Source organism: Pseudoalteromonas sp. (genome assembly GCF_041613455.1).
Lineage (GTDB): Bacteria > Pseudomonadota > Gammaproteobacteria > Enterobacterales > Alteromonadaceae > Pseudoalteromonas.
Map to the genome: position 1 here is coordinate 1 of NZ_JBFJHD010000115.1, position 9,868 is coordinate 9,868.

Here is a 9,868-nt window from a genome sequence, read left to right on the forward strand (position 1 = left end):
CGCCAGGCTCTAAAATTATTTGCATAAACTGCGCTCGACATAAGCCTAAACGAGTAAGTTCACTGGGCTTATCTGAGCCAAGCTCACTAAGCGCTAAAACCCGTACAAACTTTCTAATACTTTATTTTGTTCATCATAACCTAGTGCAGCGGCCACTGCGGCATACGCATTAACATGCCCTGCGCCTACTTCCCAAGACTGATAACCAGGCATGTTGGTCGCCGTTTCTTGAATAATTTGCTTAATTTGTAACGGTGTAAGCTCAGGGTTTGCCTCTAGCATAAGGGCGATAATACCGGCTACATGCGGTGTTGCCATTGAGGTACCCGAGATCATCGTATAATAAGGTAGGTATTCATTTTCAATGGCGCCTACATCGTCAGCACCGCCATTCGATGCTAAATTGGTTTTAGCGCGAGTAGAAATAATATCAACTCCTGGCGCCACAATTGTCACTTCATTTTTATAGGTCCATGATGAACCATCTGGCATAGTAAAGTCACCTTGTTCCCCCCGTTTTCCGCGTGATGAAAAGTCAATCAAGTCACCTTGCTTAGTTCCTGCACCGACAGACATACCCCATGGAATTTGGGCATAAGGGTTATGAGTATCTTCACCTGCACCCGAATTCCCCGCAGCAAATACTGAGATCATGCCTAACTTATACGCTTTATACGACGCTAACGAGATAGGACCCGCGGCATCAAATTTACCACTTGAACCCCATGAGTTACTCATTACACGAATAGGTGAATTAAAATCCCAAATATGGCTAATTGCATAATCATAACCACCCAGTGCATCCAAAATTGACAGACCAGCACCTGAACCGTAACCAACAATATCAGCACCTGGTGCTGCCCCTTTATGCTTACCATTAGAGTGTGTACCCCAACCACCTACCGTTCCCGCACAGTGAGTACCGTGGCCTACGTTTAAATCGGTGTTTAATTGCCCTTCAATCCACACACCATCAATACCCGTTAAAGAGATAGCCTGAGCATGCGTAACGCCTTGCACATTTTCGACCACTTTTGCGCCATACTCTAAATCAGCAAGTGAGGCATCAATTCCCGAGTCGTTAACAATTACCGTCACCCCTTTACCGGTAAACTTCATGCCATTGTTGGCAGCAAACTCGTTAGTTTGCAGCTTTTCAACACCGGTCAGCTCACGTGCTTCTTTGTTGTAGTACTCTAGGCTGCGATTTGCAAACACAGAACGTACACCCGGTAAAGCGGCCAATTGTTGTACTTGTGCTGGCGTGGCCATCACACCAATAATCGGCAACGATTTAAATTGCACACCTTGGTTAAGGCCTAGGTTTAATAAAGTTTCTAATTGCGGTGTTGATAATGCATCTAGCTGGTCATAACTCACCACTACCATGGCACTATCAGTTGCTGTCATAGTTTGTAACTGCTGCTCTAACTGTGAACCAATAACTGCAGCTGCGGTTGCATTGAGGCTGAAGCCAGCGATTGACATGGTTAATGCCATATTTTTAATTAATGATTTCATTGCTATGTCCACCTATCTTCAAAAGAATGTGTTATTTACATTTCTATTAATGTTTTATTTACATAGCTATTAAAGAATAAGTAGACCACGAAACCTATCGGGATCAATCCCTAGATCAACTAAGGGAAAACCCCTAGATACACTTTAAAACACCCGTATTATCTAGCTTAATTAGCGAAATGGTGCGACTGCGTCGCAACAATAAATACTGTTATGAGTCATTAATAGTGCTGTGCCAGTCATTTATTGTTGAGTTTTTAACAATAGTTTTACACTATCCCTATTAGTTACTTTGCTAGTTGTTGAGCATGATCAGCTAAATAAAGTACAATAGTGCAATTAAAGGCTTGGCTTACTAACGAGTAACTCAAGCCTGTTTATTTTAAATAAGAGAAAAACATGGCTCAAACTCGCGGAAACTTATTTATATTATCGGCGCCTTCGGGGGCGGGTAAGTCTAGTTTAATTAATGCCCTATTAAACAAACATGCAGATATGAAAGTATCGGTGTCACACACCACTCGCGCACCTCGTCCAGGTGAAGAAAATGCGGTACATTATCACTTTGTCACCACTGATGAATTTAAAGCGTTAATTGCTAAAGATGATTTTTTTGAGTGGGCGCAAGTGTTCGATAACTATTATGGCACCTCTAAACAAGCGATTGAGTCGCAACTTGATGCCGGTATCGATGTCTTTTTAGATATTGATTGGCAAGGCGCACAGCAAGTACGCAAAATAATGCCGACGGTACAAACCATTTTCATTTTACCGCCTTCAAAAGCAGAACTCGAAAAACGTTTAAATAATCGCGGCCAAGACTCGGCTGAAGTGATTGCAGGACGCATGGCGCAAGCACAGTCAGAAACATCACATTATAATGAATATGACTATGTGATTGTTAATGATGATTTTGCCACAGCCTTAGCCGATATAGAGACCATCGTAATGGCGCAGCGCTTAACCCTTAAAGCGCAAACTAGCCGTCATCAAGATTTATTAAATAACTTATTAAAATAACCGATGCCTTGCTTTTAATTGTCATTTGACAATTAAAACAGGTAAAAATTAACCACTGGCTATTGGCGAAACAGGCTGCGTGCAGTAAACTACGCCTTTGCTTTTAAATTATTTTGGAGTGCTGAGATGGCCCGCGTAACAGTTGAAGATGCAGTAGATGCAATTGGTAATCGTTTTGACTTAATTTTAGTTGCGGCTCGTCGTGCCCGCCAAATTGCGGTTGGTGGTAAAGATCCACTTGTTGATCCTGAAAACGACAAACCAACAGTAATCGCGCTACGCGAAATTGAATTAAACTTAGTTGATAGCTCATCAATGGATGTTATAGACCGTGAAGAGCAACAACATCAAGAAGCAGCTGAATTAGCTGCCGTTGCTGCTATTGTTGGTGGCAACCAATAATCGACCTCCCGGTCTGATTTAGCCAACGGCACAGTATTTCTTCACTAGCCGTTGGCAATCCCGTCTTTTCATCGTATATTCGTAACTTACCTAATTTGCTTCACAAGAACATTGGAGTGTGAATGTATCTTTTTGAAGGTCTTAAAAAGAAAATCTCAGAATACTTGCCAGCCGCCGATGTTGAGCTAGTGCAAAAAGCCTATGTGGTAGCCCGAGAGGCCCATGAAGGACAAACTCGTTCAAGTGGCGAGCCGTACATTACCCACCCAGTTGAAGTAAGCCAAATTCTTGCCAGCATGCACCTAGACCATGAAACACTTATGGCTGCGTTAATGCATGATGTAATTGAAGACACCGATTTTAGCCAACAAGACTTAGCGGAAATTTTTGGTGAAACAGTGGCTGAGCTGGTCGAAGGGGTAAGTAAACTCGATAAACTTAGCTTTAAAGATAAAAAAGAATTCCAAGCTGAGAATTATCGCAAAATGATTATGGCGATGACCCAAGACATTCGGGTTATTTTAATCAAACTTGCCGATCGTACCCACAATATGCGGACACTGGGCTCACTGCGCCCGGATAAACGCCGTCGCATTGCTCGCGAAACGTTAGAAATTTATGCGCCCATTGCCAACCGCCTTGGTATCCACGATATTAAAAATGAGCTCGAAGATTTAGGTTTTCAAGCATTATACCCCATGCGTCATCGGGCACTAAAATCAGAAGTAGCCAAAGCACGCGGTAATCGCAAAGAAGTTATTTCTAATATTCAAAACGAAATAGAAATGCGTTTAGAACAGGCTGGAATTAAAGCCACCGTATCTGGCCGCGAAAAGCATATTTATAGTATTTATAAAAAAATGCTTAATAAAGAACTGTTATTTAATGAAGTAATGGACATTTATGCGTTTAGAATCGCGGTTGAATCTATGGATACCTGCTATCGTGTATTAGGGGTTGCGCATAACTTGTATAAACCCATAGAAACACGCTTTAAAGACTATATTGCCGTACCAAAAACCAATGGCTATCAATCGTTACACACCTCTTTGGTGGGGCCGCATGGTATTCCAGTAGAAATTCAAATTCGCACCCATGATATGGATCACATGGCTGATAAAGGGGTCGCAGCACACTGGATGTATAAAAAAGCGACCGATGGCACCGGCAGTACAGCGCAACAGCGCGCTCGCCAGTGGATGCAAAGCTTATTAGAATTACAACAAAGTGCTGGCTCGTCATTTGAATTTGTTGAAAATGTCAAAACAGAGTTATTCCCAGAAGAAATATATGTATTTACTCCTGACGGTCGTATTATAGAGCTGCCTATGGGCGCCACCGCGGTCGATTTTGCGTATGCGGTGCATACCGATGTAGGCCATACCTGTGTTGGGGCACGAGTAAACCGTAAACCGTATCCTTTAAGTAAACCTATCGACACAGGTCAAACGGTTGAGATTATCACCAGCTCTGGCGCTCACCCTAATGCCACCTGGCTTAATTTTATTGTAACCGGTAAAGCGCGCTTAGGGGTTCGTAACTACCTGAAAAGCCAACACCATGAAGAAGCGCTGTTACTCGGTAGGCGCTTATTAGACTCAGCGCTGGGCGAAAACAAACTCGATGGCATTGCACAAGAAAACATTGACCGGGTGCTTGAAGAGCATGAACTCGCTACAGTACAAGCGCTATTAGTAGAAATTGGCTCAGGCAACTTAATGAGCATGCTAATTGCAAAACGTTTGCTGCAAAATGAGGGAGGCGACGTCTCTGATATTGCTAAACAAGCTAAAGCAACCATTATTGGTACTGAAGGCATGTTAGTTAACTACTCAAAGTGTTGTCGTCCGGTCCCCGGAGATGCAATCACTGCGCATATTAGCCAAGGTAAAGGATTAACGGTACACCGCCAAGAGTGTAAAAACATTCGTGGCTGGGAAAACGAACGTTCTAAATACTTAGTGGTAAAATGGGACGATAACCCAGAAAAAGAATACATTGCAGCACTGCGAGTTGAAATTATTAATCACCAAGGTGCGCTCGCTAAGTTAACCAATGTAGTCGCAACAACGCAGGCTAATATTGTAGAAATAGCCACCGACGAAAAAGAAAGTAATTTATACGTGATAGACTTAGGGATCACGGTTAAAAACCGCATCCATGTTGCTAATATTATGCGTCGCATTCGCGTGATGCCTGATGTGCAAAAAGTGTATCGTAAAAAGTAAAATAGGAAACACATGAATAAAGCATTTATCTCTACCGAAAAAGCCCCTGCCGCCATTGGCACATACAGCCAAGCCGTAAAAGTAGGGACTGCGGTGTATTTATCGGGTCAGATACCATTGGTGCCTGAGACAATGGAAGTTATTTCAGAAGACTTTAGTGAACAGACGCATCAGGTATTTAAAAATATTGCCGCAGTGTGCGAAGAAGCCGGTGGCAAAATTCAAGATTTAGTAAAAGTAAATATTTACCTAACAGATCTGAGCAATTTTGCCATTGTAAACGAAGTAATGAGCCAATATTTTAAACAACCATACCCTGCCCGCGCAGCAATTGGTGTACGCGCATTACCTAAAAATGTTCAAGTTGAAATAGATGGCATTATGGAGCTACCTTCAACTAACTAAGCCTGTTTAGAACTATAGGCCAAGCCTATAGTTCTCCCCCCTCCTTACTGCCAGTATGCTGTTTTTATTGATTTCTTGACTCAAATGTGAATTTCTAGCACTCTATTATAATGCTCTCCAAAAACTTAACTTTACATAGTAGAAAAGGATTAACTAGTGTTTAAGCTTGCTCATAATGGCAATGTATTACTGGATGTTAGTAAGCATTCCCCGCCTAATGCGGCGTTTATTATTGAGGCGATTAAAAAGTCGACTTTCTGTGATTGTAGAATCAATCACAATGCCATTAATGACTTTTTTGCGAAAGATAAACACTCGGAACCCATTCTAGTGGTCGCCACTCAGCAGGATGCCACGTTAGATGTAACAATTAGCGATGATAAGATGCGTGCCGTTGGTGAATTAACGCTCGCGCAAGGCGGTAAACTACTGAGTTTAGAAGAGGCTAAGGTGCAACTGGTAAAAGCACGGATCAGCAGAGGATATCGGCAAGCATTTTTAGAAGCGCTGTTACAAAAACAATTCGAGATGCCCCCAGGCAGCAAGGTAAAGGGCCTACTTGCCAAAGGCCGCTTACCCATTGATGGTCAAACGACCCAATTTATAGCCCAAGTAAAAACACTTAAAGAACGCTTAAAAACACCACAACTACTTGAAAATGGCCGCGTCGATATGCGCGATTTTGGTAAATTAGTGAGTGTACAGCCTGGCGAAGTACTTCTTCGCCAACAACCAGCCACACCAGGTAAAGCAGGCTTTACCGTACTCGGTGATGTGTTGCCCGCAAAGTCGGGTAAAACGCATACACTCGTCTCAGGCGAAGGTACTGAGATATCACCAACAAACCCACATGAGCTACTTTCAACCATCGCAGGGGTGCCCGTTGATATACATAATGGTATGCGCGTTGATGATATTTTTACGATTGCTGAAGTCACCAATAAAAGTGGCCATATTGACTTTGAAGGCAGCGTTATTGTCAGTGGTAATGTTGCGCCTGGGATGAAAGTAACTGCCAAAGGGGATATTACTATTTTTGGTACCGTTGAGGCAGGTGAGCTGATTGCCACGGGCGACATCACAGTTAAACAAGCCGGGATTGGTCACCAAAGAGCTGACGATAACTCATTATCTTGCAAACTAATTAGTCAGGGTGACATCTATATTACTCACGCACAATATTGTTATATAGAAGCAAATAATATTGTTATTGAGCGCCAAGCAAGCCACTGCGCACTGAAAGCAAAAGGTGTTTTGCAGATAGGCCAAGATGAACTTCCTAAGGGTAAGTTATTTGGTGGCGAAGTATTAGACGCCGCAACAATTATTGCGGGTGAAATTGGCAATGAATCGGGGGCTAAAATGGTGATTAATTTAGCCGCATCCGGGGCTGAAATTACAGCTACTACCGATAGCTGTTTTAAAGAGCTTGCAAAAACAGACCAGCAACTTGATAGCTTACAAGCGGCACTAGAAAAAGCAGAAAAATTCAAAGATTTAGAAAAAAAGAACCTACTGCTGACTAAAATTGCCGCCACCCAACAGCACTACTGCAAGCAAGCAGAGCAACTAGAAAAGCGTCTTTCTGATCTGGAAAACAATTTACACGGCTTATTAAATGACGCCAAATTAACAGTAAACACGGTGCTGCATTCAGGAGTCGAAATTCGGATTTTTGATAAATTGCTCAAAACAATTCGCAGTTACCCGCCCTGTCATGTCAGCTTACAAGACAATAAGGTGGAATTAGTATTTAAAACCTCATAATGAATGAGCGCTTTTACACCTCGCTCATTCACATTATTAACAAAAGCATTATGAGCTATAACGTCAGCAATCATCTTAAGGGCGCCATTACAGCGCCCTAAAAATCACTTGCTTATAATAAACCAGCCACACTTTCATAAGTTTGCTTTGGCCACACCCCCACTTGCACTTGACCAATATGCTGCTTATGTAGCAACAACATTGCTAGACGTGACTGACCGATACCGCCACCAATAGTTTGAGGAAATTTATTTTCTAATAACGCCTTGTGCCAATCAAAGGCTAAACGGTCTTCATCTCCCGTTAGACTTAATTGCGCTTTTAACACTTCAGGGCTCACACGGATCCCCATTGACGATAATTCCAGTGCATCTTCTAAAACTGGGTTCCACACTAGTATATCGCCGTTAAGCCCGGTGTACTGCTCACATGTTGGGGTAGACCAATCATCGTAGTCTGGGGCTCTTACATCATGGCTAGCGCCATCAGCCAATGCGCCACCAATGCCGATTAAAAATACTGCACCGTATTCTTGAGCAATGGCCTTTTCCCGTTGCTTAGCGCTAAAATCGGGGTACATTTTACGCAACTCTTCACTGTGTACAAAAGTAATGTTCGCTGGCAAAAACGGCGCTATACCAAACTCATCACTGACAAATTGCTCAGTCTGTTTGATACCTGTATAGATGGCTTCAACGGTTTGCTTAAGAGTTGTTAATGTGCGCTCACTGTCTTCACAAATCACTTTTTCCCAGTCCCACTGATCAACATATACAGAGTGGATTGGGCTAAGCGAGTCTTCATCAGGACGTAATGCCTTCATTTGTGTGTAAATACCTTCGCCTTTTGCAAAGCCATAATCACCTAATGTCTTGCGTTTCCACTTAGCCAACGAATGCACCACTTCGTAACGACTATCTGTAATCGCTTTGACGTTAACAGCAACCGCATTTTCATGACCACTTAAGTTATCTTGTGTGCCATCTCCAACTCTAGCAAGGATCGGTGCTTGTACTTCTACTAAGCCTAACTGTTGTTCTAGTTGCTGCGAAAAAAAACGCTTAACTTGACTTATTTGCTGCTGCTGCTGCACATAGTGTGAACTCATAATAATTGGCCTCATTCCCAGTTATTGTACTTTCATAATACTGCGTAAAACTACGCTTCAATATGGTTATCGTAACCAATTAATTATTTAATTCAATAACCCACAACAAAAATAGCTTTAATGCATTAAAACCATTAATTAAGTGCTATAAAATAGCAATAATCAATAATTAAAGAGTGAAAAAACTATGGATAATTATCAAATCGACAATCTCGATAAACAGATCCTGCATGCACTAATGGCAAATGCACGTACACCTTATGCAGAATTAGCAAAGCGTTTTAATGTCAGTGCTGGCACCATTCATGTGCGCATAGAAAAAATGAAACAAGCAAAAATAATTACCGGTACTCAACTAACCATTAGCACCAAGCAACTGGGCTATGATGTGTGCTGTTTTATTGGTATCAATCTAAATAGTGCACGCGACTACCCACAAACGTTAATTAAGCTAGAGGCATTAGAAGAAGTAGTTGAAGCATATTACACCACCGGTAATTACAGTATTTTTATAAAAGTCATGACTCGCTCAATCGACCATTTACAAGACGTGTTAATTAATAAAATACAAGCAATCGAGGCAATACAGTCAACAGAAACCCTCATTTCCCTACAAAACCCAATTAGCCGTACAGTAATGCCATAACTACAAAAGTTTCGTATAATGGGGGAAAAAGAGGAACCTCATGCAACAAACTCGTTTTCAAAGAATTAAACACGTACTTGAGCGCCGCCAAACAGACCTAACCGTGTGCTTAGAAGATGTTCATAAGCACCATAACCTATCTGCCATTGTCAGAACTGCTGACGCGGTAGGCTGCCACCATGTCCATGCTGTTTGGCCAGAAAAGCAAAAATGGCTAACCAATAACACCTCGGGTGGCAGTAAAAACTGGCTAGAGACGCACCTGCATAAAAATATTGATGATGCAGCAGCGAGTATGCGTGCGCATAACCCAGAGGTACAAATTTTAGCGACCCACTTATCTGAAGATGCCGTTGATTTTCGAGAAATTGACTACACCAAGCCAACCGCCATTATTGTAGGCCAAGAAAAAACCGGGATCTCTGAGCAAGCGTTGCAGCACGCCGATCAAAATATCATTATCCCTATGCAAGGCATGGTGCAGTCACTTAATGTTTCGGTTGCTGCAGCATTAATATTATTTGAGGCACAGCGCCAGCGCGAGCTTGCCGGATTATACAACCGCGATATGCTGAGTGCAGCGATTAAACACCCGATGTATTTTGAAGGTTGCCACCCAATTATTGCAAGGCAATGTAAGCAAAAGAACCTACCGTACCCCGCACTTGATGAGCATGGCGAAATTGTTGCTGATGAGCAGTTTTGGCAAGCATTAAAACATACTTGATGCATATACAGTGTATCAGTACACTTAACTCATTAAATAATAAC

General features: G+C 42.2%; 9 protein-coding genes. 7 read left to right on the forward strand and 2 right to left on the reverse strand.

The window, feature by feature from the left end; translation table 11 throughout:
• Positions 1-93: 93 nt before the first annotated feature.
• Positions 94-1,521, reverse strand: a complete 1,428-nt coding sequence (locus ABYB02_RS11100) for a S8 family serine peptidase (protein ID WP_372762523.1) — start codon at positions 1,519-1,521, stop codon at positions 94-96.
• A gap of 399 nt (positions 1,522-1,920) precedes the next feature.
• Between ABYB02_RS11100 and gmk the strand changes: the two genes are divergently transcribed.
• The 5 genes from gmk to ABYB02_RS11125 all read left to right on the forward strand — a co-directional run bounded on the left by gmk (position 1,921) and on the right by ABYB02_RS11125 (position 7,343).
• The gene (gmk, locus tag ABYB02_RS11105; RefSeq protein WP_372762524.1) at positions 1,921-2,541 is read left to right on the forward strand and encodes a guanylate kinase; all 621 of its coding nucleotides are present in this window, start codon (positions 1,921-1,923) and stop codon (positions 2,539-2,541) included.
• 126 nt (positions 2,542-2,667) lie between these two features.
• Complete coding sequence (gene rpoZ, locus ABYB02_RS11110; protein WP_372762525.1) at positions 2,668-2,943, forward strand: DNA-directed RNA polymerase subunit omega; 276 nt, start codon at positions 2,668-2,670, stop codon at positions 2,941-2,943.
• Positions 2,944-3,065: 122 nt separating this feature from the next.
• The gene (spoT, locus tag ABYB02_RS11115) at positions 3,066-5,171 is read left to right on the forward strand and encodes a bifunctional GTP diphosphokinase/guanosine-3',5'-bis pyrophosphate 3'-pyrophosphohydrolase (RefSeq protein ID WP_372762526.1); all 2,106 of its coding nucleotides are present in this window, start codon (positions 3,066-3,068) and stop codon (positions 5,169-5,171) included.
• A gap of 12 nt (positions 5,172-5,183) precedes the next feature.
• The gene (locus ABYB02_RS11120) at positions 5,184-5,576 is read left to right on the forward strand and encodes a RidA family protein (RefSeq protein WP_372762527.1); all 393 of its coding nucleotides are present in this window, start codon (positions 5,184-5,186) and stop codon (positions 5,574-5,576) included.
• A gap of 156 nt (positions 5,577-5,732) precedes the next feature.
• Positions 5,733-7,343 (forward strand): DUF342 domain-containing protein, encoded by a 1,611-nt coding sequence (locus ABYB02_RS11125; RefSeq protein ID WP_372762528.1) that lies wholly within the window; start codon positions 5,733-5,735, stop codon positions 7,341-7,343.
• A 112-nt stretch (positions 7,344-7,455) separates the two neighbouring features.
• Here the strand turns inward: ABYB02_RS11125 and asnA are convergent, their stop codons facing one another.
• On the reverse strand, positions 7,456-8,451 hold the full coding sequence (gene asnA, locus ABYB02_RS11130; RefSeq protein ID WP_372762529.1) for an aspartate--ammonia ligase: 996 nt from the start codon (positions 8,449-8,451) through the stop codon (positions 7,456-7,458).
• A gap of 187 nt (positions 8,452-8,638) precedes the next feature.
• On the opposite strand from asnA, the gene asnC reads away from it, so the two are divergent.
• Together asnC and trmH are read left to right on the forward strand one after the other, a co-directional pair.
• Entirely contained in the window at positions 8,639-9,097 is a 459-nt protein-coding gene (gene asnC / locus ABYB02_RS11135; RefSeq protein WP_372762530.1) for a transcriptional regulator AsnC, read from the forward strand.
• Between the two features lie 40 nt (positions 9,098-9,137).
• On the forward strand, positions 9,138-9,824 hold the full coding sequence (gene trmH, locus ABYB02_RS11140) for a tRNA (guanosine(18)-2'-O)-methyltransferase TrmH (protein WP_372762531.1): 687 nt from the start codon (positions 9,138-9,140) through the stop codon (positions 9,822-9,824).
• Positions 9,825-9,868: the final 44 nt, after the last annotated feature.

Coding starts and splice junctions, on each gene's coding strand:
- ABYB02_RS11100 (WP_372762523.1), bottom strand. CDS start 1,521: ATGAAATCATTAATTAAAAATATGGCATTAACCATGTCAATCGCTGGC.
- gmk (WP_372762524.1), top strand. CDS start 1,921: ATGGCTCAAACTCGCGGAAACTTATTTATATTATCGGCGCCTTCGGGG.
- rpoZ (WP_372762525.1), top strand. CDS start 2,668: ATGGCCCGCGTAACAGTTGAAGATGCAGTAGATGCAATTGGTAATCGT.
- spoT (WP_372762526.1), top strand. CDS start 3,066: ATGTATCTTTTTGAAGGTCTTAAAAAGAAAATCTCAGAATACTTGCCA.
- ABYB02_RS11120 (WP_372762527.1), top strand. CDS start 5,184: ATGAATAAAGCATTTATCTCTACCGAAAAAGCCCCTGCCGCCATTGGC.
- asnA (WP_372762529.1), bottom strand. CDS start 8,451: ATGAGTTCACACTATGTGCAGCAGCAGCAGCAAATAAGTCAAGTTAAG.
- asnC (WP_372762530.1), top strand. CDS start 8,639: ATGGATAATTATCAAATCGACAATCTCGATAAACAGATCCTGCATGCA.
- trmH (WP_372762531.1), top strand. CDS start 9,138: ATGCAACAAACTCGTTTTCAAAGAATTAAACACGTACTTGAGCGCCGC.